This is a genomic window from Pseudomonas sp. zfem002 (genome assembly GCF_032621685.1).
GTDB classification, from domain to species: domain Bacteria; phylum Pseudomonadota; class Gammaproteobacteria; order Pseudomonadales; family Pseudomonadaceae; genus Aquipseudomonas; species Aquipseudomonas japonica.
Map to the genome: position 1 here is coordinate 178,277 of NZ_JAVYJH010000001.1, position 23,167 is coordinate 201,443.

Consider the following 23,167-nt stretch of genomic DNA (forward strand, 5'->3'; position numbering starts at 1 on the left):
GACGCATATTGCGGACGAGCGGACACGAGGGTGCCTATCCCGTTCTCTCTTTATCCGGACTGTGACCGTCGGCCCCGGAATCACACCGGGTCTGCTGACCTTGCAGGGGTATGCCTGCAAGCGCTCGCGGGCTATGCGCATTGCGCGCAATTACCGCCGGTGGGGAATTGCACCCCGCCCTGAGAACGTTGCCATCACGGGTGATGGCGGCGCTTTTTGTAACACAGTTTCCGACGGAACGTATAGCCTGCTAACTAAATAGACCCGATTAACATGCATTTCATCCTGAATGCGTGTCAGCAGCGTATAAAACCCACTACACCTGCCAGTCAGGCTAGCTATAATGCGGCCCTTTGCCGTCGTTTTCGTCATTTGACGCGCACTTTTGCCTCAGGCCGCCGTTTCCGTGGAAGAACCTATGAAAAGCGCAGAAATCCGTGAAGCCTTCCTTCGATTCTTCGAAGAGCAGGGACACACCCGAGTCGCCTCCAGCTCCCTGATTCCGGGCAACGACCCGACCCTGCTGTTCACCAACGCCGGCATGAACCAGTTCAAGGACTGCTTCCTCGGCCAGGAAAAACGCGCCTACACCCGTGCCGTCAGCAGCCAGAAATGCGTGCGCGCCGGCGGCAAGCACAACGACCTGGAAAACGTCGGCTACACCGCGCGTCACCACACCTTCTTCGAGATGCTGGGCAACTTCAGCTTCGGCGACTACTTCAAGCGCGACGCCATCACCTTCGCCTGGACCTTCCTGACTTCGGAAAAATGGCTGAACCTGCCGAAGGAAAAGCTCTGGGTCACCGTCTACGCGACCGATGACGAGGCCTACGACATCTGGACCAGGGAAGTCGGCGTACCGGCCGAGCGCATGGTCCGCATCGGCGACAACAAGGGCGCGCCGTACGCCTCCGACAACTTCTGGACCATGGGCGATACCGGTCCGTGCGGTCCATGCACCGAGATCTTCTACGACCATGGCGCCGACATCTGGGGTGGCCCGCCCGGCTCGCCGGAAGAAGACGGCGATCGCTACATCGAGATCTGGAACAACGTCTTCATGCAGTTCAACCGCACCGCGGACGGCGTTCTGCACCCGCTGCCAGCGCCGTCGGTGGACACCGGCATGGGCCTGGAGCGGATCAGTGCGGTGCTGCAGCACGTGCACTCGAACTACGAGATCGACCTGTTCCAGAGCCTGCTGGTCGCTTCGGCCAAGGCCATTGGCTGCACCGACGAAGGCCAGCCTTCGCTGAAAGTGGTGGCCGACCACATCCGTTCCTGCGGCTTCCTGATCGCCGACGGCGTGGTGCCGTCCAACGAAGGTCGCGGCTACGTGCTGCGCCGCATCATTCGCCGCGCCTGCCGTCACGGCAACAAGCTCGGTGCCAAGGGCAGCTTCTTCTACCAGATCGTCGCCGCCCTGGTGGCCGAGATGGGCGAAGCCTTCCCTGAGCTGAAAGCCCAGCAGGCGCACATCGAGCGCGTGCTGAAGACCGAGGAAGAGCAGTTCGCCAAGACCCTGGAGCAGGGCCTGAAGATCCTCGAGCAGGACCTGGTCGACCTGCAAGGCAACGTCATCCCGGGCGAAGTGGTGTTCAAGCTGTACGACACCTACGGCTTCCCGATGGACCTGACCGCCGACATCGCCCGCGAGCGCGAGCTGAGCATCGACGAGGCCGGCTTCGAGCGTGAAATGGAAGCGCAACGCGAGCGCGCCCGTTCCGCCAGCGCCTTCGGTCTGGACTACAACAGCCTGGTCAAGGTCGACGTGGACACCGAGTTCACCGGCTACAGCACCACCGAAGGCAACGCCAGGATCGTCGCCCTGTACAAGGACGGCCAGTCCGTCGAGCAACTGGGTGAAGGCGAGGAGGGCGTGGTGATCCTCGATCGCACGCCGTTCTACGCCGAGTCCGGCGGCCAGATCGGCGACACCGGCTACCTGCAGGCCGGCGCCGCACGCTTCGATGTGCGCGACACCACCAAGACCGGCGGTGCCTTCCTGCACCACGGCGTGATCGCCAGCGGCAACCTGAGCGTCGGTGCCCAGGTCGAGGCCAAGGTCGATGCCGAGGTGCAGCACGCCACCTCGCTCAACCACTCCGCCACCCACTTGCTGCACGCCGCGCTGCGTCAGGTCCTCGGTGAGCACGTACAACAGAAAGGCTCGCTGGTGAACAGCCAGCGCCTGCGCTTCGACTTCAGCCACCCGGAAGCGGTCAAGCCAGAGCAGATCAAGGCCCTGGAAGAGATCGTCAACCGCGAAGTGCGCAAGAACTCCGAGGTGCAGACCGAAGAGACCGATATCGACACCGCGAAGCAGAAGGGCGCCATGGCGCTGTTCGGCGAGAAGTACGGCGACAGCGTGCGCGTGCTGAGCATGGGTGGCGATTTCTCCGTCGAGCTGTGTGGTGGTATCCACGCCAAGCGTACCGGTGATATCGGCCTGCTCAAGATCGTCAGCGAAGGTGGTGTGGCTTCCGGCGTGCGCCGTATCGAAGCGGTCACCGGCGCGGCGGCCCTGGCTTACCTGAACGCTGCCGAAGAGCAACTGAAGGAAGCCGCGCAACTGGTCAAGGGCAGTCGCGACAACCTGATCGACAAGCTGTCGGCGGTGCTCGAACGCAACCGCCAGCTGGAAAAACAACTGGAGCAGCTGCAGGCCAAGGCCGCCAGTGCAGCCGGTGACGACCTGGCCAACAGCGCCGTGGACGTCAAGGGCGTCAAGGTGCTGGCTGCGCGTCTCGACGGTCAGGACGGCAAGGCCCTGCTGGCCCTGGTCGATCAATTGAAGAACAAGCTCGGCCGCGCAGTGATCCTGCTCGGCAGTGTCCACGAAGAGAAGGTCGTACTGGTCGCTGGCGTGACCAAGGACCTCACCGGCCAACTCAAAGCCGGGGATTTGATGAAGCAAGCCGCTGCGGCGGTGGGCGGCAAGGGCGGTGGTCGTCCGGACATGGCGCAAGGCGGTGGCGTGGACGCCGCGGCGCTGGACGGAGCACTGGCCCTGACCGTGCCTTTCGTAGAGCAGGGTGTCTGAGGCGCCGACGGCCCGTCGTCTAGTGGCGGGCCGTCGGCGTTGTGTTTTGTTTATTGGGTGCCCTTCACGGGCTGAGGCGGCTTTGAAATGGCGTTGATCGTACAGAAATTTGGCGGTACCTCGGTCGGCACAATCGAGCGAATCGAGCAGGTTGCCGAAAAGGTCAAGAAATTCCGCGAAGCTGGCGATGACCTGGTGGTTGTGCTGTCGGCGATGAGCGGCGAAACCAACCGCCTGATCGACCTTGCCAAGCAGATCAGCGATCAGCCGGTTCCGCGTGAACTGGATGTGATCGTCTCCACCGGCGAGCAGGTGACCATCGCCTTGCTCGCCATGGCGCTGATCAAGCGTGGTATTCCGGCGGTGTCCTACACCGGCAACCAGGTGCGGATCCTCACCGACAGCGCGCACAACAAGGCGCGCATCCTGCAAATCGACGACCAGAAGATCCGTGGCGACCTCAAGGCCGGCCGCGTGGTGGTGGTCGCAGGTTTCCAGGGCGTCGACGAGCAAGGCAACATCACCACCCTCGGTCGCGGTGGCTCCGACACCACCGGCGTGGCCCTGGCGGCGGCCCTGAAGGCCGACGAGTGCCAGATCTACACTGACGTGGACGGTGTCTACACCACCGACCCGCGCGTGGTGTCCCAGGCCCAGCGCCTGGACAAGATCACCTTCGAAGAGATGCTGGAAATGGCCAGCCTCGGTTCCAAGGTCCTGCAGATCCGTGCCGTCGAGTTCGCCGGCAAGTACAACGTTCCGCTGCGCGTGCTGCACAGCTTCCAGGAGGGTCCGGGTACCCTCATTACCATTGATGAAGAGGAATCCATGGAACAGCCGATCATTTCCGGCATCGCCTTCAACCGCGATGAAGCCAAGCTGACCATCCGTGGCGTGCCGGATACTCCGGGCGTGGCTTTCAAGATCCTCGGCCCGATCAGCGCCGCGAACATCGAAGTCGACATGATCGTGCAGAACGTTTCGCACGATAACACCACCGACTTCACCTTCACCGTGCACCGCAACGACTACGCCAAGGCGCAGCAGGTGCTGGAAAACACCGCCAGCGAAATCGGCGCCCGTGAAGTGATCGGCGACACCAAGATCGCCAAGGTCTCGATCGTCGGTGTCGGCATGCGCTCTCACGCGGGCGTGGCCAGCCGCATGTTCGAAGCCCTGGCCAAGGAGAGCATCAACATCCAGATGATCTCCACCTCCGAGATCAAGGTCTCCGTGGTCATCGAAGAGAAGTACCTGGAACTGGCTGTACGCGCTCTGCATACCGCCTTCGAGCTGGACGCTCCGGCCCGTCAGGGCGAGTAAGCGTTGTCCCCTGGGGTGCGGTCTGCCGCACCCTTCTTTATTCGACCGCTTCGGCGCCCGCCAGATCGGTCATGCTGGTCAATACTTAGTTACAGCTCGACAACCGTCCTGGTTGCGGGTCGCAAGCCTCCTTTTTTACAGACTGTTGTCCCTGAACTGAATCCCGTGAGGAAAAACGTATGCTGATTCTGACTCGTCGGTGTGCCGAAAGCCTGATCATTGGCGATGGCGAAATCACCGTGACCGTGCTCGGCGTCAAAGGAAACCAGGTGCGCATCGGTGTGAACGCCCCCAAGGAAGTGGCCGTACACCGTGAAGAAATCTACCTTCGGATCAAGAAAGAGAAGGACGAAGAACCAAGCCATTAATTTTTATCGTTTTTTTTTCAAAAAAGAGTTTGCAAACGGGGAAGGGTCTGGTTATTATACGCCCCGTGTTGCGGAGAGGTGGCCGAGTGGCCGAAGGCGCTCCCCTGCTAAGGGAGTATACCTCACAAGGGTATCGGGGGTTCGAATCCCCCCTTCTCCGCCATTATTCATGTAGGGCGCTGTAATCTGGCATGAATCACTAAGTAGTTGAAAATGAACGAAAAAGTGATTGCCAAAACGATTTAGCGAACTATAATGCGCGGCTTCAAATGCACTCGTAGCTCAGCTGGATAGAGTACTCGGCTACGAACCGAGCGGTCACAGGTTCGAATCCTGTCGAGTGCACCATACGAAGAAGCAAGTTTCATTGAAAGTTGCTTCGGTTTCAACCAGAGGTGATCTGGTCCATCAAGTACCAACCCTGCACTCGTAGCTCAGCTGGATAGAGTACTCGGCTACGAACCGAGCGGTCACAGGTTCGAATCCTGTCGAGTGCACCATAATCCAAGAAGCCGTTTCCTCTGGAAGTTGTTTCGGATACACCAGAGGTGATCTGGTTCATCAAGCGCCAACCTTGCACTCGTAGCTCAGCTGGATAGAGTACTCGGCTACGAACCGAGCGGTCACAGGTTCGAATCCTGTCGAGTGCACCATAAAATGAAAAGCCCGCCTTCATGGTGGGCTTTTTGTTTTCTGCGATTCGTTGATCCCGATAAATGATTTGTCATTCAGACGTCGACTGCGCGTGCTAATTTTTCAAGAGCGCATGTGCTCTTTTCCGGGCACTGGCCGTCGCATTGATGGATTCGGGAGTTTGCCTGTGCAACGTTCGCAAACGATTGTTTTCACCGATATTTTCAGCCCCTGGCAGTGCAAGCGGTGTATGATTGCGCCCGTCAGCCCCGCCGGGGCTTGTGGAATACCACCATGGACTTACCCAGTAGTTACTTAAAAGCCTGTTTTGCCAATCACGATTTGACTGATTGATCCTCCCGGCGTGCTCCGCTGCTGGGAGTGGAGTTCGCCTATGACTGAAATCGAAGCAAAAAAAACGCAGGAAAGCCTGCAGGACCGCCTGGCGCAGGTGGTCGAGCTGCTGCATCGGCAGCGCGTGGTCGAAGACCTGACGCATCGCCAGGAAGGCGCGCACAACGACCGCGTGGAAAACCTGGTTCACCGGCAGAACCTGGTCGAGCTGCAGCGCAAGCTCGATGACCTGCACTCCGCCGACGTCGCCCATATTCTCGAAGCACTGCCACTGGATGACCGTCTGACCGTATGGCAGCTGGTCAAGGCCGAGCGCGACGGCGACATCCTTCTCGAAGTGTCCGACTCGGTCCGAGAAACCCTGATCGCCGACATGGACGATCACGAGCTGCTCGCCGCCGCCAAGGAAATGGACGCCGACGAACTGGCCGACCTGGCCCCCGAGCTGCCTCGCGACGTTGTCCACGAACTGATGGAAACCCTCGACGCCCAGCAACGCGAGCGTGTGCGCTCGGCGCTGAGCTATGACGAGGAGCAGGTCGGTGCGCTGATGGACTTCGAGATGGTCACCATTCGCGAAGATGTCAGCCTGGAAGTGGTTCTGCGTTACCTGCGCCGGCTCAAGGAGCTGCCGGGTCATACCGACAAGCTGTTCGTGGTCGACTACGACGGCATTCTCAAGGGTGTGCTGCCGATCAAGCGTCTGCTGGTCAACGACCCGGACAAGCAGGTAGCCGAGGTGATGGCCGACGACCCGGTCAGCTTCCACCCGGAAGAGGATGCTTATGACGCCGCCCAGGCCTTCGAGCGTTATGACCTGGTCTCCGCCCCGGTGGTGGACAAGAACGACCGCCTGATCGGCCGTCTGACCATCGACGAGATGGTCGACCTGATTCGTGAAGAGAGCGAAAGCGAAGTCTTGAACATGGCCGGTCTGCGCGAGGAAGAAGACATCTTCGCCTCGGTCTGGCGCTCTCTGCGTAACCGCTGGGCATGGCTGGCGATCAACCTGATCACCGCCTTCGTCGCCTCGCGGGTGATTGGCCTGTTCGAAGGCTCGATCGAGAAACTGGTGGCCCTGGCGGCGCTGATGCCGATCGTGGCGGGCATCGGCGGCAATTCCGGCAACCAGACCATTACCATGATCGTTCGCGCGATGGCGCTGGATCAGGTCAGTCCTGGCAATACCACGCGCCTGATGCGCAAGGAACTCGCGGTCGCGTTGCTCAACGGCCTGATCTGGGGCGGGGTGATCGGCGTGGTGGCGTTCCTGCTATATGGCAGTTGGTCGCTGGGCGTGGTGATGACCGCGGCGATGACCCTGAACCTGCTCCTGGCGGCGTTCATGGGGGTGTTCATCCCGATGACCCTGACGCGCCTCGGGCGCGACCCGGCCATGGGTTCCAGCGTGATGATCACCGCAGTGACCGACAGCGGCGGCTTCTTCATCTTCCTGGGGCTGGCCACGCTGTTCCTGCTGTAATTCCGTCTTGCGCCAAAACAAGAGAGCCAGCTTCGCGCTGGCTTTTTTGTGGGCGCCACAAAGCAGAACGCCCGATGCGAGGCACCGGGCGTTCTGTTCTGAAACGAGCTCAGGAAAAAGAGGGGTCAGGAAGCGTCCGCCGCCATCTCGACGTCATGGGCGATCAAGGCAACCAGAGCATTCTGCTGGCGGTGGGACAGTTGGCGGAAGCGTTGCAGCAGCTCGCGCTCATGCAGGGACAGTTCCGGGCTGTCCAGGCGCATGCTCAGCTCGTCGCCCAGTGCGCCTTCCTGGATAAGGCTCTGTTCCAGACGGGCAATGATCTCCGAGTTCATGCTGCGGTGGTGGTTACGCGCAACCTCGGCAATGCGCTCACGCATTCCGTCGGGCAGGCGGACGACGAATTTGTCTGCGGTGCGGCTTGAGTAGATAGCCTGTTTCATTGGGCGCATATAATTGACCGGTTTAGTTCAGGGGAAGCGGTTCTTGAAAATTGGCCGCGCGATGGAGACTACGACCACCGTTGCGGTCAAATGTTCAACCTGAATTGTGAATGAGGTCGCAATGATGCCTCATTATCGCCGGTTCCTTGGCGTCAATTCTGTGACAAATATTGAACCGGGTGGAGGCTTTTTGCCAGTACCAATTATCAGAAATGAGTACTGGTTTGAAAAGTTTTGATTCACCCTCTTTTCCGATTCAGTCACCTTTTTGACTCTTGTTCCCGGCAGACAAAAAGGTAACGGAAAGCACCTAAAATTCCGGGGCTTTTCCTATCTATGAGCATAGTGGCTATGCAGCATGACGCAAGGGGCGACAGCCCGTTACATGCCACCGGCAGACTGATCTACCTGATGGGGCCTTCCGGTTCCGGCAAGGACAGCGTGATCGACCAGGCGCGCCCGGCGCTGCAGGTGCTGGGGGTAAAGATCGCCCGTCGGGTGATAACCCGTTCCGCCGAAGCGGTGGGTGAGGCGGCGCACAGCGTGACCGCGCAGCGCTTTGCCGAGTTGCGCGAGGAGGGCGCCTTCGCCCTGGACTGGCAGGCCAACGGCCTGAGCTACGGTATCTCGGCGGAGATCGATGAGTGGCTGGCGCAAGGGCACTGGGTGTTGATCAACGGTTCCCGCGAGCACTTGCCGCTGGTGCGCGAACGTTACCCTGACCTGTTGCCGATTCTCCTCAGCGTCACCCCCGAAGCCCTGCGCGCGCGGCTGCTGGGGCGTGGCCGGGAAAGCGCGGAAGAGATCGAGGAGCGGCTGGCGCGCAATCGCCTGGTGCCTGCAGACCTGGGCAACGATGTTCGCCATCTGGACAACTCAACCACGCTGGATGACGCCGTGCAGCGGCTGCTGGCCCTGCTGCATGAAGCGGGATTGGCCGCTCACAGCGAGAAATGATCCCGTTCACGTAGTGGGACCTGCTGCTGGTGCTGCTCCGGCGTTTGCCCGAGTACGGCGGGATACGCCTGCATGGAAGTTCTGTAGTCGAGGGAATGAACCGGCGTCGCCTTGGGCAGCATGCTCATGCCAATCACGGTGGCGAGGGCCAGGGCGTTGAGGGCGAGCAGGGCGTGAGTCATGGTTGAGGTTCCAGGCTGTGGGATCGAGTGCATTCCGTTATCTCTTTTCCAGCAGGTGCCGTGCCACTCATGTTTCTACATAAAATCCTTATAAATCAATTAGTTAGATCGATATGAAAAGATGGTTTCCGTGCATCCTGCAATGATGGCTTTATGCTGTATTGCAAAATGCACGAACGACGGGTGTCCGTGGCGGAGCGTGGCAGGCAAAAAGCCCGATCCTTGGCATGACAAATAGCGTTCCGCTGGTTAACATGCACGCCTTCTGCCCTGTGGCGTTCGCCCGGGTCTCGTGTCTCAGTAGCTCAATTGGATAGAGCATCCCCCTCCTAAGGGGAAGGTTGGCAGTTCGAACCTGCCCTGGGACACCATCTCTCCCTCGTCCTGCATTCAATTTCCTCTTTTAAGGCATCGTCGCGTCTCGCCCGCCGCATACTGGCCCTTTCAAGTCACTGTTTTCACATAGCATTTTTCGCTTCATGGATAGAGAGACGTTTTCCAGATGCGATTCAACTATGTGGCGCTGGCGATGCTGGCGCTGATGTCCATGGCGCCTTCGGCGCAGGCCAAGGGTTTGAGCAAGCAGCAGGTCGAGATGTGCCGCTGGGGTTCGGACATTGCCCGTTCAGCCCAGCATTCGAAGCTGTCTGGAACGACCCTGTGGCGAGCCCGGGAAAATCTCAAGGCCCGAAAATACCCCCGCGCCTGGATGCCGAAGATGGCCCTCGGCATCACCGAGCAGACCTATGCCAGCCGCAGTCGTCTGCAGCCGGCATCGGTGAAGAAGACCTACTACGACGGCTGCATTCGTCACGAGCAGGCACGCCAGCACCTCGGCAGGCGCTAGTTCTCCCGAGCGCCGTGCCACCCCCGGGCCGGCTCTCAGATTTCCTCAGAAACCGATTGCAGACAGAACGCCGCGCCACTGTTTATGGTGGCGCCGCGCATTGGCGCCGTTGCCGATGTAACCGCCTCGCGCGGTCTTGAATCGCCCCAGTGGATGTTTCACGACGGATTGCCCATTGCTCAGGAAGGTATTCACCCCTCAGGAGATGGCAATGAAGCCTCTGCATTTCGATCGACGACCTGTCCAGCCAGGCTGCCTGCACGGCAAGGCCAAGGTGCGTCTGTGAGCACGCTGGCACTGGCTGTGTTCATGGGCAAGTTCTCCTTCACCTCGCCGATACAGGGCCGCAAGGTGGGCCTGGCAGTCCTCGAACGGCAGGACAGCGAGCAGGCGCACCGCTATTTTCCCGCCATGCTCGCCGAGGCCGATGCGGCGCTCGTCAGCGTTTACCAGTTGCCCGACGGCAGCGCTCGCCTGCAGATCGAGCAGCGCTGGATCGGCATCGATCCCACAACGGGCAACCTGACCCTGGACAACGACCTGGCCGCGGCCGCGACCCTGCGCTTGACGGGCGAGCGTCCGGGGCAGGCCTGGGAGGTGCTGGTCGAGGGCAACTGGCAGCCCGTGGTGTTCTGCCCGCAAGCGTCGCCGGCGTTGTTGACCATCGCTCGAGAGAACGTCGCCGAATCGCGCTTCGAGCCGACGCGGGTCACGCCTTCGCTGGCCATGCTCACCGCCAGTCGGCAGGGCCGCGGTGTTGACCTGAGCCATGTCGTGCTGGACGGTGCGAGTGTCACCGCGGTGGATTTCAGCGAGGCGCGCTTTACCGGCGCCAGCCTGCGCGACGCGGACTTTTCCGGCTGCACCCTGATCGCGGCCGATTTCCGCGAAGCGCGCCTCGACGGGGTGTCGTTCGACGGCGCGGTGCTGGACGGTGCCGACCTGACGGGCGTCTTCGCGCTGAAGGCGAGCCTGAAGCAGTGTTCGCTGAAGCATGTCCGCGCTGGCAATGCCAACTTCACCGCTGCCAACTTTTCCGACGCCGACCTGCACCAGGCCCAGCTGGATGCCAAGGTGTGGCTGTTCAGCCTGCCCCTGAGCCACGCCGAAAATCTGGACCATGGCCAGGCAGACGAAGCGTTGCTGGCGGTCTTCCGTGACAGCGGCATCGCCTTGCCGCCAGGCATGGCGATCCGCACGCTGGTGCCGGGGCGCCGCTGGCAGCTCGGCGAGCGCAACGACGGCTATCTGCTGTTCGGCACCGCCAGCGCGATCGATGTCTTCCAGATTGACCCCTGCGTGCGTCCGGCGGTCCTGTACAAGGCCATCTGCACCAACACCCGTGCCTCCGGGGCCCACCTCGGCGGCGTCGATCTGCGCGCGGTGCAGTGGTGTGGCGAGCGGGCCACGCTCGATCACGCCGACCTCGACGAGGCGGTATTGAGCAACAGCCTGCTGGTGTCGCTCGACCTGTCCCGGGCATTCCTCAGCGGTGCCGACCTGAGCGGCAGTGTGCTGGTCGATGCGCGGATTGCCGGCTGCACCCTCCAGGCGGATGGCGGCTCGCGGGTTCTCTCGCTGGAGGGGGCGCAGATCCAGGGTGTCGATTTCAGCGACAGCACGCTGGTGGATGCGCGGCTGATCAATGCCTGCGTGTCGCTGGAACAGGGGGTGCCACTGTTCACCTTGCCGCCGTCGGTGTGGGACGACCTCGGCCCCGCCGGCCTCGCCGTGATGGCCCCGCGTTTCGCGATGGCCGGCTATCCGCTGGGCGCTGCACCGAGCCTGGACCTCGGGCGCTTCTGGTCGCTGGAGGATCGCGATCGTGGCGATTCACCGCTTTACAGGGTGCGCGAGATCGACGGGCAACTGCAGGTGTTCGAGGGCGAGGAGGGCACCGAACCGCTGTTCGTCCTGCCCTGGTCGGTGTCGTTCAGCCTGGAGCGAGAGCATCCCGATGTTGCGCTGATCGCCGAGTTTCAGGCGTTCGGCTATGGCTTGTCGGCGACGGCGAACATCAGCGCGGGCGAGGACCCGCAAGTGCGGCCGTCGGCCAGCGCCGGCATCGTCGGTCCGTTCGGCTATTCGCGTTTTCGCCTGGCCCGGCGTGGGCACTGGGTCCAGGTGTTCGGCATGGGGCCGCTGCTGATGCGCGACTGGCCGATGTATCCGTCCGGGGTGGCCTTCAACGCCACCGGCGCGCTGGCGGCGGCGCTGTCCGAGCACAGCATCGGTCCGGCCGGCTACCTGAAGCAGGCGCTGAGCGCCGGCATCCTCGACAGCGAAGCGTTTTTCACGGCGATGCCACGCTTGTCCTGATCCCGGCGTCGGGGCAGTCCGCCGGCTGCGGCAGCTCCAGGCAGAAACAGATGAGACGCTGCTCGCCGCGGCTTTCCAGGACCAGGCTGCCGCCGTGCAGTTCGGCGATGCGCTTGACCAGGTACAGGCCCAGCCCGACCCCCGACAGGTGCTGCGCCTGGCTGCCGCGGACGTACTTGTGGAACAGCAGCGGGGCCTGGTCGGCGGGAATCTCCGCGCCATCGTTGAGCACGCGGATGCGCACGCCGTCGGCGCTGTCGGCGATTTCCAGGACAATCGGACAGGCCGCCGGCGCATGCCGATCGGCGTTGGCCAGCAGGTTGCGCAGGGCCACCCGCAGCAGGCCGAAGTCGCAGACCAGGGTGCGCCGCGCGCTGTCCTGCTGCAGGCGGATGCGGCCGGGCAGGAAGTCGTCCAGGCAGCCGTCGAGCAGCTCGGCCAGGTCATGCTCGGCACAGCGCGCTTGCGTCGCCTGCTCCTCGATGCGGTCATGCTGCAGATAGTCGTCGACCAGCGTCATCAGGCGTTTCGAGGACTGGTGGATATTGCGGCAGCGCTGTTCGTTGCGTTCCGGCGAGGCCGCCAGGTTGCGGATCATCTGCTGCGCGGAGGTGCCGATGATCGCCAGGGGCGTGCGGAACTCATGGGAAACCATGGCCACGAAGTCGCGTTGCTCCTCGCGCATCTGCTGTTCGTGGTGCAGCGCTTCGCGCAGGGCCTGGGTGCGCACGCCGATCTCCCGTTCCAGCTCGGCGTTCTGCTGCTGGATCAGGCTGTTGAAGGCGCTCTCGGCGCGGCGGGTCTGGCGCTGCAGCGAGCGGTAGTGGTGGATGATGCGCAGGCTCATCAGCAGCATGTGCAGCAGCGCGCCGAGGGCCACCGCGTTGTCGGTGAAGAAGGTCGCCGGCAGAAAGCCGAGGTTGCGCAGGAAGCTGATGGCGATGCCGACGTAATAGATGCCGAACAGCAGCAGGAAGGCGCGTGCCGGTCGATGCCCGCGGACCATCGACCACAGGGCCAGGCCGATGAAGAACGGGATGCTCAGCAGCACGGTGATCTGGTGCAGCGGGGCGCCGATCCGGTAGTGGTCGCTCAGCACCAGCAGCGCCGAGGTCGTGCCGATCACCAGGCTGGCGCGGACCAGGCCGCGCTGCAGCCGTGCATGCCCGGGCAAGCGCAGTTGGCGCAGGGTGAAGATCACCCCCACCGGCAGGCTCAGGCCCAGGGCACAACCCAGCAGCGTATCGCTGATGCCCATGGGCAGGGCGAGCATCTGCTGGGGCAGGCCCAGGGTCAGGAGTTCCACTGTCACGCAGAAGCTGACATAGGCCAGGTACCAGCCGCTCTCGGGGGCCTGGGTCATGCGCCAGAAGGCGCTGTGGAAAACGATCAGGACCAGGCAGATGCCGAAGTACAGGCCGAACCCCAGGTATTCCATGGCCATGTTGTGAGCGAGGCTGTCACTGGGCATGAGGCGCACGTTCACCGACAGCGCATTCTTGCTTTTCAGGCGCAGCAGCAGGGTGCGTGGCTGCTCGGGCTGCAGGACCAGGGGGAAGGCCGGCGAGCGGTAGTCCACCGTCCAGTGCTGGCGTCCCAGCGCTTCGCCGCCGGGCAGGGCGCGGGGTGGTGTGGTGCTCATGTCGAACAGGGTCGCTTCATCGAGCAGGGAGTTGCTCAGGATCAGCATCCAGCGCGAGGGGGAGTCGGCTCCGCTGCGCACTTGCAGGCGCAGCCAGACCGCACCGGAAACGAATCCCGCACTCAGGGAGCGCGGCAGTGCCTGCCAGTCGGGCGAGGCCAGGGCAGCGGCGGCATCCAGGCGCTCGTCGGGATCGTCGAGGCGTTCGAGAAAGCCGCTCGCGACCTGGCTGTCGTTGCCCAGCGGCAACGGCGCGGCCGCAGCGCGAAACGCTAGCAGAAGCAGGCAGAACAGCCAGAGCAACGATCGACGCATCATCGGGGCCATCAACAGGAAAGGGGCGGTCAGGCAGCTTGCCTCACTCGGTGATCAGCACCTGCTCGTAGAAGCAGTAGCCATTGTTGCGCAGCGTCTTGAGCGGCAGTTCCAGGCCGGTCGCCTGCTCCGCATTACGGCGCAGGCGGCGAATCTGGGTGTCGAGGCGACGCAGGTCATAGCTGAGCCAGTCTTCCCCCAGCGCTTCCACGATCTGCCGGCGGCTGACCGTGGCGCAGGCGTCCGTCATCAGGCGATGCAGCACCAGCGTGTCCTGATGGGACAGGCGCAGTACCTGCCGGTTGGGCGCGGTCAATTCCTGCGGCCGGGTGTCGAGGCGCCAGGCGGCGGGTTGCTGCCGCAGGTCCAGGCGACGGGCCAGGGCGCACAGCACCGCCGCGAGTTCGTCGAGGTCACAGCCCTTGCTCAGGTAATGATCGGCACCGGCATGGAATCCCTGGACTTTCTGGCTGCTGGCACCGCGTGCGGTGAAGGCGACGATGCCCAGCGCGCAGCCCTGTTCGCGCAGGTTCCGGATCAGCTCCAGGCCATCGCCGTCCGGCAGGCCCAGATCGATCACCGCCAGATGATGGCGCCGCGGGTCGAATGCCTGGGCAAAGCCGGCCAGGTCGTGCACCAGTGTCACCACGTAGCCGCAGTCGCCGAGAAATTCGGCTAGCTCCCCGGCGATCGCGGGTTCGTCTTCAAGCAGGATGAGTTCGAGCATCGGTCGGGTTCGGCACCAGCCGCAACGGCGTGAATGGAGTGTCGGCGGGCGTGCCGGGCAGTCGCGCAGTTTATCGGGAAGTCGCCAGGGGGTGAACCATGGCCCTCCCGGGCAGGGCGCAGATCACTTGCAGGTTTGCCCGGGAACACAGAACCTGGCTCGACGAACGACTGGGCGAAACAGGACAACCTCATGAACCGTGAACCGAACACACCGGCCACTTGCCGCAGCGACCCCTGTCGATGAACGCCGCGACCCGCTCGGCATCCCTCGACCTGCTGAAGTGGCTGGCGATCGTGACCATGGTCGGCGACCACCTGCGTTATCTGTGGCCGGATCAGGACTGGCTGTTCGTCAGCGGGCGCGTGGCGTTTCCGTTCTTCTGCCTGGCGATGGCTGCCAACGTGGCCCGCTCGCAGGCGCTGAAGGTCGGTTATCTGTACGGTTTCCTCGGCTTTTCACTGCTCTCGGAGCTGGCCTACCGCTGGCTCGACAACGGCTCGCAGACGCTCAATGTGATGCCGACCCTGGCCCTGGGGCTGCTGGTTGCCTGGGGCGTGCAACTGCGTACCCGCACGGCCGCCACGCTGGCGCTGGCGGCACTGGGCGTCGCGACGCTGGGCCATGAGTGGCTGATGTACGGCCTGCCCGGCGTCCTGCTGCCCGCGGCCTTGCTCGTGGCGCTGCGGGACGGGCGTCTGTTCTGGCTGGCCGGGGTGTTCGCGGTGGCGGGCAATCTCACCAACAGCTGGTTGCTGCAGCATCCGCTGCAGCCGATTTCGCTGCTGGTGATGACGGTGGCGTTCCTCTCCGTGCCGCTGGGTCTGCAGCTGTTGCGCCGCGAATGGCCAACGCGGGTCGCGCCGGTGGGGCGTTGGGCCTGGTGGTTCTATCCGCTGCATCTGGCGCTGATCAAGCTGGCGAGCCTCTGATCAGACCTCGGTCAGCGGAATGTCGCCCGCGCCTTTCTTCTCCCGGCGTCCACTCATCCAGTCGCCGACCTGCGCGGCAAACCCGGCGGGGGCCTTGCGCCCGACCTTGCGCGCCAGGTCCAGCACGGTCTGCTGGGCCAGGGCTTCTTCCATGCGTTTCTGCGCGGTGATCATCGCCGCATGCACCGCACACGGGCCTTCGATGGCCCAGCCTGGCGGCTCGCCGTCGAACAGCGCGCAGCGTCCGCGGATCTCGCGACAGTCGAAGATCGACTTGCGCCCGTCGATGGCGGTGACGATGTCCAGCAGGGTGATTTCGTCGGCGGGACGGGCCAGGCGGAAGCCGCCGCGCACGCCTTCGGTGGCGGCCACCAGGCGCGCCTTGGCCAGTTTGGTGAAGATCTTCGCCAGGTAGTCCTGCGGCACACCCTGCAACTCGGCCAGGTCGCGCACGCTGGCATCGCGGCTCTCACCGCCGTCACCGACCAGGAATATCAGGCAATGAATGCCGTACTCCACTCCCGCGCTGTAAAGCGACATCCGCTTATCTCCGACTGAACTGGTCGCAAATACTAGCAGCGAATTGCCTTTTCGGGCAAAGCCGGCGGTCGCCGGAACGCTCGCCGAAAATTTTTTGATGATTCTACAAACCTTGAATTCAAAGGTGTTCAAAGGATTTTTCGGGAGCGCCGGAGCGGCGTTCGACGAGCGGCCGCTTGTTTTTTGAAACTACGACTAATAAAGTCGTAGTTATTCAAGCATGCCTTCCTCACTACGGAGCAACACCATGACGCAGCACATCCTCATTCTCGGCGCCGGTTTCGGCGGTCTGTGGAGCGCCCTGAGCGCCGTTCGCCTGCTGGACCGGCAAGGGCGCTCGGATATCCAGGTCAGCGTGCTCGCGCCCCAGGCCGAATTGCGCATCCGGCCGCGCTTCTATGAAGCCGACGCGGCGAAGCTGGCCGCGCCGCTGGGCGCACTGTTCGACGCAGTGGGCGTGCGCTTCATCCAGGGTGTGGCGCAACGCATCGACGTTGCCGGCAAGCAGGTTGAATACCGCGACGCCCAGGGCAATGTCGCGATCAGTCGGTTCGACAAGCTGGTCCTGGCCACCGGCAGCGGTCTGGCACGGCCAGACATGGCCGGTGTGGCCGAGCACGCTTTCGATGTCGATCAACTGGAAGAAGCCGTGCGCCTCGAAGAACACCTGAAGGCGCTGGCGCAGCGTCCGCATTCCGCGGCACGCAATACGGTGGTGGTCGCCGGCGGTGGTTTCACCGGTATCGAAACCGCGATGGAAATGCCGGCGCGCCTGCGTGCGGTATTGGGTGAGGCGGCCGACGTGAATGTGGTGATCGTCGACCGCGGCGAGGCCCTCGGCGCTTCCATGGGCGCCGAGATCGCCGAATCCATCGCCGCGGCCAGCGCCGAGTTGGGCGTGCATTGGCAACTGAAGTCGACGGTGGAAGCGGTGGATGCCGAGGGTGTGACCCTTGCCGATGGCCAGCGCATCGCCGCCGCCACGGTGATCTGGACCACCGGCGTCAAGGCCAGCGAGCTGACCGCGCAGATTCCCGGTGAGCGTGATCGCCTGGGGCGGCTGAAGGTGGATGGCAATCTCAAGGTGATTGGCCAGGAGGACATCTACGCCAGCGGCGATACCGCGCATGCGGCCAGCGATGACCTGGGCAACCATGCGCTGATGACCTGCCAGCACGCGATCATGCTCGGCCGCTATGCCGGCAACAATGTGGCGGCGCAGTTGCTCGGGGTCGAACCGATCGCCTACAGCCAGCCGAAGTACGTCACCTGCCTCGACCTTGGCGCCTGGGGCGCGGTGTACACCGAGGGTTGGGATCGCCAGGTGAAGCTGGTGCGCGAAGAGGCCAAGCAGCTGAAGACGCAGATCAACACGGTGTGGATCTATCCGCCGGTGGCCGAGCGGGCGGTGGCGTTGGCGGCCGCGGATCCGTTGATTCCGATTGCCTGATACCTCTGGGGCCGCTCTGCGGCCCTTCGCGGTGGTTCGTCACACGTTCAGCGGATCTTCCTGATTCTCCCTGTCCTTGCGCAATTGCGCCGGATCCGTCGCCTCCACCTCGCTGACCGGCTTGATCAGCGTCTGCGCCGCCACCGCCGCCTGCATCTGCGGCTCCACGGCGGCAATCGACTTCATCTCGCTTTCTTCTTTCATGCGCTGGGCAATCTGCTTGTCGATCGCGTCCTTCTTCTCCGGCGGCAGGGCCTCGTAGTCCTCTTCGGTCAGCCCCAGTTCATTGAGCATCTTCAGGCGAATCTTCTCTTCGGGAGACAGGGCCATGTAGTCGCGAAATTCCTGCGCTGCGCTGGTGGTTTTCACCGTGCTGTCGGACTCGCTCAGGCTGGCAGTCTCGCTGGACGCCGTGGACCCGGAATTCTGCAGCACCACCTTGAGCTTGGCGAAGGCTTCGTCCTGGGCGTCCTTGGCATCCTGGTAGGTCGGGTTCGAGGCACCGCCCGTCGCGCTGGCGCTGGCCACGGTGGATACCGTCGAGGCCGTCGCGGTCTCGGACTGGTAGGCTTGCGCGTCGGCACCGGGGACGGCCGCCAGCGTGCGATGTTGACTGACCGCAATGTTTTGCCAGCCATGGCCATTGATGATGCTCACGGGATCACTCTCCTTGGTTTGGGATACGGGTCCCGCTTACAGGGCAATAGCTGTGCCAGATGGGGCGAGCCCAGCAGAACCGGGGCCTTCAGCCATTCCACACGGCCTGCGTTTGCCGCCTGCAGGAAGCCCCTTGCCGCTGGTGGCAAGGCGAGCGGCATTAAAGTTTGCGCACGCGGTGCCGATCACCCGAACACGAGAGCCGGGCCATGACCCGGTGTCCCATGCGGTTGGAGTTCCCTGCCGGACGGGCAGGGTGGCGTCGCCTTGCGTCCACTTCAATTCATGGCCCGCACAGGTCGCGGGCACCGGTCTTTATGAGGAAGAGGCGTATGAATCTTTACATCAACCAGTTGCAGAAGAAGCCGGCGTTCCGCGAGCGCGTCTACGCGGGCGATATCTTCCTCGATACCAACCTGCGCAGTGCCCATGAGCTGTGCGCGCTGGCCCGGCACAGCATCACCGAGGCCTTCGACGGCGAAACCGACCATGTTTCGCTGCACAAGAAGATGCCGGTGGAAACCTTCGTCGAGCACGTCACCCGGCTCAAGCGCAAGTTCACCAACGGCCCGCAGGCCAAGGCCCTGATTCGCGACTTCATCCTCGAAGTGGGCGCCGACCCCGACGACTACATCTTCGACGTGCCGCGGGTGCGCGTGGTGCCGAACTACGACTACCTGCACGCCGGCGTCAGCTATGCCTACAAGCCGCACCGCGACACCTGGTACGGCAGCGTCGATTGCCAGCTCAACACCTGGATGCCGATCTACAGCATCGAGCCCGAGCAGACCATGATGATCAACCCGGCCTACTTCACCCGCCCGGTGCAGAACTCGTCCCACAGCTGGAGCCTGACCGACTGGATCAACAACCAGCGGCTCAAGGCCAAGGACAACATCACCCAGGAAAGCCGTGTGCATCCGGTGCCGCTGGAGGAGATCGACACCTCCTCGGAGATCCGCATCGCCGGCAACAGCGGCGAGATCATCACCTTTTCCGGCGCGCACCTGCACGGTACCGTGGCCAACCATACCGACAGGATCCGTTTCAGCGTGGACTTCCGTCTGATCCACCTGCAGGACCTGATCCAGAAGCGCGGCGCGCGCAACGTCGACAACGGCTGTTTCGACGTCGAAGCCGGCTTCAAAGACCTTTTCCATGCCAGCGACTTTTCGCAATTCCAGGGAGTTAATCCATGACCAAGCGTCGTCTGACTGCTGCCGAGGTCGAGTACAACGAAAAGCGCGCCAGCGTGCTGAGCCGCGTCGATGCCCAATACGTGGCTGACGCCCCCTTCGTCTTCGCCAACCGCATCGCCGTGACCGCGGCGCTGTCGCGTATCGAGCTGTTCAAGATGGTCCAGGACATTCCCGGCGCCATCGTCGAATGCGGCGTGTACAAGGGCAATTCGTTGATGCTGTACATGCAGCTGTCGATGATTCTCGAGCCGTATGCGATCAACCGTTCGATCATCGGTTTCGACACCTTCCAGGGCTTCGCCAGCATCGACGAGAAGGAAGACCCGAGCGACATCAACGAGAGCATGTTCTCCGACACCGACGAGACGCTGATCCAGGACATGATCGAGGCCAACGACCTGATCCGTCCGGTCAACCGCATCCCGCGCTGCGAGATCGTCAAGGGCGATATCCTCGAAACCGTGCCGGCCTTCGTGAAAACCCGTCCGGACCTGGTGGTGGCGATGCTGATCCTCGACACCGACCTGTACTCTTCGACCAAGGTCGCCCTGGAAACCTTCCTGCCGTACATGCCCAAGGGCGCCATCGTGGTCCTGGACGAAGTCGCCTACCGCAACTTCCCGGGCGAAACCGCCGCCCTGCGCGATGTGCTGGACCTGAACAAGGTCGAGCTCAAGCGTCTGCCGTTCGATTCGTCGGTCGGTTACTTCCGCGTCTGAATTCTGTTCGACGCTGCTTGCCAACGGCCGCTCTCGAGCGGCCGTTGGCATTTGGGCACAGGGCCACCTGATATTTTTGTCAGTTGCGCGGCAGGCCCCGGCATTGCTTGAATCCGCACATCGCCGTTCCACCGTGGGCGGTATCGCTGAACATTCTCCAGGGGATTTCCATGAGCATTCATGGCGCGCTCTTTGGGTTGTCGATGTTGCGGATGACGATACCGGCGAGTGTCATCCTCGTCGCCGCGTTGGCGTTTTGCACGCCTGTGCAAAGCGCGGCCTCCGATGAAAAGAACGATCTGAACGAGCGTTACGCGAACCTGGCCGAGCGTTGCCCTTCCCAGCAGTTGTTCATTTCCGAGGCCGACTTCACGTCCGGGGTCTACAGCCGATACCTCGAAAGGATCGAGGCCGATTCCGCCAACGGCTACCTCTATCGTGAGGATGAATACACAGCTGACCGCATCATCACATCCTACCTGTTGATCCTGAATCGTCTGGAACTCTACTTCTGTTCCGGGGTGATCGTGCGGGGTACCCGGCAGGTGCTGCCGGAGGGGCAGAATGCCTGGGATCCCTACCCGCAAGGACGAACGCTCGATACCTCGTTCAGTTACCTGCGCGCGGACATCAAGATGACCCGTTTGGCCTGGTCCTATACGAACGGGTTCATCATCACGCCCACCCCGGCATTGAAGGTCAACTGTTTCTACCCGTTGGACGCGCAATCCGATCAGCGCACGAACAACGGCTGCGGTCCGTTCGCAGATAACTCATACGCCGGAACACAGTGCGGCGATGACGAGGCCGTGAGCGATGAAGTACCGGTCCCGGTGCGTTGTTGGTATGACCTGCGCGGGCGTTCTGGTGTTGCCCGGTTTGCCAAGGGGGTCGCTGCCGCCGCCCGCGCTTCACGACTGTCGGACATACCCAACGACCTCAAGATCGAAACCTGGAAGCCAGGCTGCGACCAGCGTTTGCAGATTCGTGCGTTCTTTTACGTCAATGCCGAAGGCAAGCCGTTCGCCGAGCGCGACCGCAAACAGTACGAGGACGTGTGCAAGCAGCGTGTTGCGCTGGTGCACCTGAAATTTCCCGAGAACAAGGACGGGCGAATCACCTTCACAGTGTTGCCGTGACTGCTCATCAGGAGATTTCCATGAACCTGCAGGGTGTGTTCCTTGGCTGCTCGTTGTTTCTGCTGACCCTGCTGGCCGGGGCTGGCGAGGAGCCCTCGGTGCCAACCGAGGCCATGCAGCACAGTGCCGATGCCGCGCAACTGGCCGCCGAGCTGACCGCTCGCTACCGGGCGACCCCCTCGCATTGCGAGGACGATCCCGCCTATAAGTGCAGCGGGGTGATCGTGCGCGGTACGCGGCAGAACCTGCCCGATGGGCAGCATGCCTGGGAGCCCTATCCACGAGGCAGGACCCTGGACACCTCGTTCAGCTTCCTGCGTGCCGACATCAAGATGCCCCGGCTTGCCTGGAGCTACAGCAACGGCTTCATCATCGCGCCGCCCGAGTCGCTGTCGGTGAACTGCTTCTTTCCGGCCGACGCGGAATCCGACAGGCGCACGGACAACGGTTGCGGTCCCGACAAGGCGTATCTCTATCGCTATTCGCCCTGCAATGCGCTGCTGACCCAGCGCCTGGCGCCGCCGCGTGAAACCGAAGAGTACCAGTGGGCCCTGCAGCGACTGGCCGCGCTGTGGCTGACGTGGGACGAACGGCATGCTCCCGACATGAAGCGGCGCTGTTCCTACGACCTGCGGGACGCCCATGCCACCCAGCGCTTCGAAATCGCCCTGGCGGTGGCGACGAAGGTCTCGCGACTGACCGACAAACCCAATGATCTGAAGATCCAGACCTGGAATCCCGGCCATGACCCGCGTCTGCCGATCAGGGCGTTCTTCTACGTGAACGAACAGGGCAGGCCGTTCGCCGAGCGGGACCGCGAGCAGTTCGAACGGATGACGACGATTCGCTTGCCGGTGCTCAAGGTCACGTTCCCCGGGGAGCGGGAGGGCAGCATCGTCTTCGAGGTCGCAGGCCAATGATCCCGCATCATCGGCCGCGCCGTGCCATGAGGAGCCGTGCATGAACATTCAGGGTGTCGTCTTTGCACTGTCCCTGCTGTTGGTCGCCCTGCTGGCGCGGGCGGCGAGCGACGTGCCGTCGCCCGATCAGGTCGAGGCCGAACGCCTTTCGCCAGGGCAGCACCTGCTACGGGAGTTGACCGCACGCTACGAAGCGACACCCGCACGCTGCGCGGACGGTGACGCCGCCTACAAGTGCAGCGGCGTCATGCTGCGCGGCACCCGCCAGAATCTGCCCGAAGGCCAGTATGCATGGGAGCCTTATCCCCGAGGTCGGACCCTGGATACCTCATTTACCTTCGTCCGTGCCGACATAAGGATTTCCCGGCTGGCCTGGCACTACAGCAACGGTTTCATCATCGATCCGCCGCAGGAACTGTCGGTCAATTGTTTCTTCCCCATCGACGCGGTATCCGACGAGCGCCTCGACAACGGTTGCGGTGCCAACAGGAGTCACCGCTACACCTACTCGCTGTGCGAAACGCTGCTCGCCGATGCGACGGCCATGGACAGGGACAGCGAAGAATACCGCTGGACCACGGATCAACTGGCCGAACTGTGGCTGGAGTGGGACCGGCATTTCGCCGGCGACCTGCGTCGGCGCTGTTCCTACGCGCTCAACGATGCCCATGCCACCCAGCGTTTCGAAATCGCCCTGGCGGTGGCGGCCAAGGCTTCGCGACTGACCGACAAACCCAACGACATGAAGGTGCAGACCTGGAGTCCGGGCTACGACCCACGGCTGCCGATCCGCGCATTCTTCTACCTCAATGATCAGGGCCGGCCTTTTGCCGAACGGGACCGCGAGCAGTTCGAACGAGTGACCGGTATGCACTTGCCGATCATCAAGGTGCTCATCGCCGGTGAAGGAGAGCGGAACTTCGTATTCGAATTTCTGGAGTAAGGAAAGACTTCAAGCCATTGCAATTTTTCAGG

General features: G+C 62.7%; 20 protein-coding genes, 5 tRNA genes and 1 riboswitch. Of the genes, 19 read left to right on the plus strand and 6 right to left on the minus strand.

The genetic code is table 11. The features are described from left to right. Window positions 1–37: 37 nt before the first annotated feature. Window positions 38–191: riboswitch (FMN riboswitch) on the minus strand. A 227-nt stretch (window positions 192–418) separates the two neighbouring features. From alaS to mgtE, 8 genes are all read left to right on the plus strand, one after another. Further along, a complete protein-coding gene (gene alaS, locus RTI28_RS00765; protein ID WP_316918688.1) occupies window positions 419–3,043 on the plus strand; it encodes an alanine--tRNA ligase in 2,625 nt (874 codons plus the stop codon). An 87-nt stretch (window positions 3,044–3,130) separates the two neighbouring features. Beyond that, on the plus strand, window positions 3,131–4,366 hold the full coding sequence (locus tag RTI28_RS00770) for an aspartate kinase (RefSeq protein WP_042124501.1): 1,236 nt from the start codon (window positions 3,131–3,133) through the stop codon (window positions 4,364–4,366). 179 nt (window positions 4,367–4,545) lie between these two features. Then, window positions 4,546–4,734 carry a carbon storage regulator CsrA gene (csrA, locus tag RTI28_RS00775; protein ID WP_002554426.1) on the plus strand — a complete coding sequence of 63 codons (189 nt, stop codon included), beginning with the start codon at window positions 4,546–4,548 and terminating at the stop codon, window positions 4,732–4,734. 72 nt (window positions 4,735–4,806) lie between these two features. Then, window positions 4,807–4,897 (plus strand) — tRNA-Ser (locus RTI28_RS00780). Window positions 4,898–5,005: 108 nt separating this feature from the next. Further along, window positions 5,006–5,082: transfer RNA gene (locus RTI28_RS00785), tRNA-Arg, on the plus strand. 75 nt (window positions 5,083–5,157) lie between these two features. Further along, window positions 5,158–5,234: transfer RNA gene (locus RTI28_RS00790), tRNA-Arg, on the plus strand. Window positions 5,235–5,310: 76 nt separating this feature from the next. After that, window positions 5,311–5,387 (plus strand) — tRNA-Arg (locus RTI28_RS00795). A gap of 374 nt (window positions 5,388–5,761) precedes the next feature. After that, a complete protein-coding gene (mgtE, locus tag RTI28_RS00800) occupies window positions 5,762–7,204 on the plus strand; it encodes a magnesium transporter (RefSeq protein ID WP_042124508.1) in 1,443 nt (480 codons plus the stop codon). Window positions 7,205–7,329: 125 nt separating this feature from the next. Here mgtE and RTI28_RS00805 read toward each other — a convergent pair whose 3' ends face one another. Beyond that, window positions 7,330–7,656 (minus strand): Arc family DNA-binding protein, encoded by a 327-nt coding sequence (locus RTI28_RS00805; RefSeq protein WP_003254499.1) that lies wholly within the window; start codon window positions 7,654–7,656, stop codon window positions 7,330–7,332. 342 nt (window positions 7,657–7,998) lie between these two features. Between RTI28_RS00805 and phnN the strand changes: the two genes are divergently transcribed. Then, window positions 7,999–8,604: a phosphonate metabolism protein/1,5-bisphosphokinase (PRPP-forming) PhnN gene (phnN, locus tag RTI28_RS00810; RefSeq protein WP_316918689.1), complete on the plus strand. Its 606-nt coding sequence runs from the start codon at window positions 7,999–8,001 to the stop codon at window positions 8,602–8,604. Here phnN and RTI28_RS00815 read toward each other — a convergent pair. Beyond that, the gene (locus RTI28_RS00815; protein WP_316918690.1) at window positions 8,589–8,786 is read right to left on the minus strand and encodes a hypothetical protein; all 198 of its coding nucleotides are present in this window, start codon (window positions 8,784–8,786) and stop codon (window positions 8,589–8,591) included. The genes phnN and RTI28_RS00815 overlap by 16 nt on opposite strands. Before the next feature lie 294 nt (window positions 8,787–9,080). Here RTI28_RS00815 and RTI28_RS00820 point away from each other — a divergent pair. From RTI28_RS00820 to RTI28_RS00830, 3 genes are all read left to right on the plus strand, one after another. Next, window positions 9,081–9,157 (plus strand) — tRNA-Arg (locus tag RTI28_RS00820). A 131-nt stretch (window positions 9,158–9,288) separates the two neighbouring features. Continuing rightward, entirely contained in the window at window positions 9,289–9,633 is a 345-nt protein-coding gene (locus RTI28_RS00825; RefSeq protein WP_316918691.1) for a hypothetical protein, read from the plus strand. A gap of 282 nt (window positions 9,634–9,915) precedes the next feature. Then, the gene (locus RTI28_RS00830; protein ID WP_316918692.1) at window positions 9,916–11,952 is read left to right on the plus strand and encodes a pentapeptide repeat-containing protein; all 2,037 of its coding nucleotides are present in this window, start codon (window positions 9,916–9,918) and stop codon (window positions 11,950–11,952) included. On the opposite strand, the gene RTI28_RS00835 is transcribed toward RTI28_RS00830, so the two are convergent. Next, the gene (locus tag RTI28_RS00835; protein ID WP_316918693.1) at window positions 11,927–13,909 is read right to left on the minus strand and encodes a sensor histidine kinase; all 1,983 of its coding nucleotides are present in this window, start codon (window positions 13,907–13,909) and stop codon (window positions 11,927–11,929) included. The genes RTI28_RS00830 and RTI28_RS00835 overlap by 26 nt on opposite strands. Before the next feature lie 43 nt (window positions 13,910–13,952). Next, entirely contained in the window at window positions 13,953–14,636 is a 684-nt protein-coding gene (locus tag RTI28_RS00840) for a response regulator transcription factor (RefSeq protein ID WP_316918694.1), read from the minus strand. A 242-nt stretch (window positions 14,637–14,878) separates the two neighbouring features. Here RTI28_RS00840 and RTI28_RS00845 point away from each other — a divergent pair, with 242 nt between their 5' ends. After that, window positions 14,879–15,568 carry a TraX family protein gene (locus tag RTI28_RS00845; RefSeq protein WP_316918695.1) on the plus strand — a complete coding sequence of 230 codons (690 nt, stop codon included), beginning with the start codon at window positions 14,879–14,881 and terminating at the stop codon, window positions 15,566–15,568. Here RTI28_RS00845 and RTI28_RS00850 read toward each other — a convergent pair whose 3' ends face one another. Beyond that, entirely contained in the window at window positions 15,569–16,108 is a 540-nt protein-coding gene (locus RTI28_RS00850; protein ID WP_316918696.1) for an Rrf2 family transcriptional regulator, read from the minus strand. Between the two features lie 247 nt (window positions 16,109–16,355). Here RTI28_RS00850 and RTI28_RS00855 point away from each other — a divergent pair, with 247 nt between their 5' ends. Continuing rightward, window positions 16,356–17,558 carry an NAD(P)/FAD-dependent oxidoreductase gene (locus tag RTI28_RS00855; RefSeq protein ID WP_316918697.1) on the plus strand — a complete coding sequence of 401 codons (1,203 nt, stop codon included), beginning with the start codon at window positions 16,356–16,358 and terminating at the stop codon, window positions 17,556–17,558. Window positions 17,559–17,597: 39 nt separating this feature from the next. On the opposite strand, the gene RTI28_RS00860 is transcribed toward RTI28_RS00855, so the two are convergent. Further along, complete coding sequence (locus RTI28_RS00860) at window positions 17,598–18,215, minus strand: hypothetical protein (RefSeq protein WP_316918698.1); 618 nt, start codon at window positions 18,213–18,215, stop codon at window positions 17,598–17,600. 332 nt (window positions 18,216–18,547) lie between these two features. Here RTI28_RS00860 and RTI28_RS00865 point away from each other — a divergent pair, with 332 nt between their 5' ends. From RTI28_RS00865 to RTI28_RS00885, 5 genes are all read left to right on the plus strand, one after another. Further along, entirely contained in the window at window positions 18,548–19,414 is an 867-nt protein-coding gene (locus tag RTI28_RS00865; RefSeq protein ID WP_316918699.1) for a hypothetical protein, read from the plus strand. Continuing rightward, entirely contained in the window at window positions 19,411–20,133 is a 723-nt protein-coding gene (locus RTI28_RS00870; protein WP_042124528.1) for a TylF/MycF/NovP-related O-methyltransferase, read from the plus strand. The genes RTI28_RS00865 and RTI28_RS00870 overlap by 4 nt, the downstream gene beginning before the upstream one ends. 170 nt (window positions 20,134–20,303) lie before the next feature. Further along, window positions 20,304–21,272: a hypothetical protein gene (locus RTI28_RS00875; RefSeq protein ID WP_316918700.1), complete on the plus strand. Its 969-nt coding sequence runs from the start codon at window positions 20,304–20,306 to the stop codon at window positions 21,270–21,272. A 20-nt stretch (window positions 21,273–21,292) separates the two neighbouring features. After that, the gene (locus RTI28_RS00880; RefSeq protein ID WP_316918701.1) at window positions 21,293–22,192 is read left to right on the plus strand and encodes a hypothetical protein; all 900 of its coding nucleotides are present in this window, start codon (window positions 21,293–21,295) and stop codon (window positions 22,190–22,192) included. A gap of 40 nt (window positions 22,193–22,232) precedes the next feature. Next, window positions 22,233–23,135, plus strand: a complete 903-nt coding sequence (locus RTI28_RS00885; protein ID WP_316918702.1) for a hypothetical protein — start codon at window positions 22,233–22,235, stop codon at window positions 23,133–23,135. The last annotated feature ends 32 nt before the right edge of the window (window positions 23,136–23,167 follow it).